The following is a 388-nucleotide window of genomic DNA, read 5'->3' as shown; positions in this document are numbered from 1 at the left end:
CACGAAGGTTGTTGTCCCCTTCGTCTAGTGGCCTAGGACACCGCCCTTTCACGGCGGTAACAGGGGTTCGAGTCCCCTAGGGGACGCCACTTTTACCCGCGTTTTGCGGGAGTTGAAAGGCTCATTCGCATGTTTGGATGGGCCTTTTGTTTTACCTTGGGGCTATAGCTCAGCTGGGAGAGCGCCTGCATGGCATGCAGGAGGTCAGCGGTTCGATCCCGCTTAGCTCCACCAATTCTGCCAAGGTCCGTGTAAGCGGATCTGCACGAAGGTTCACGTCCCCTTCGTCTAGTGGCCTAGGACACCGCCCTTTCACGGCGGTAACAGGGGTTCGAGTCCCCTAGGGGACGCCACTTTTACCCGCGTTTTGCGGGACTTTAAAGGCTCA

General features: G+C 57.7%; 3 tRNA genes. All 3 read left to right on the top strand.

The features are described from left to right. The first annotated feature begins 13 nt into the window (after positions 1–13). The 3 genes from ACNFCH_RS25865 to ACNFCH_RS25855 all read left to right on the top strand — a co-directional run bounded on the left by ACNFCH_RS25865 (position 14) and on the right by ACNFCH_RS25855 (position 353). Positions 14–89 (top strand) — tRNA-Glu (locus tag ACNFCH_RS25865). 69 nt (positions 90–158) lie between these two features. Next, positions 159–234: transfer RNA gene (locus ACNFCH_RS25860), tRNA-Ala, on the top strand. 43 nt (positions 235–277) lie between these two features. After that, a tRNA-Glu gene (locus tag ACNFCH_RS25855) sits at positions 278–353 on the top strand. The last annotated feature ends 35 nt before the right edge of the window (positions 354–388 follow it).

The organism is Pseudomonas sp. NY15354, assembly GCF_048068075.1.
Taxonomy (GTDB): Bacteria; Pseudomonadota; Gammaproteobacteria; order Pseudomonadales; family Pseudomonadaceae; genus Aquipseudomonas; species Aquipseudomonas guariconensis_C.
The sequence above is the reverse complement of the archived record's forward strand: the minus strand, read 5'-3'. Positions and strand labels throughout refer to the sequence as shown.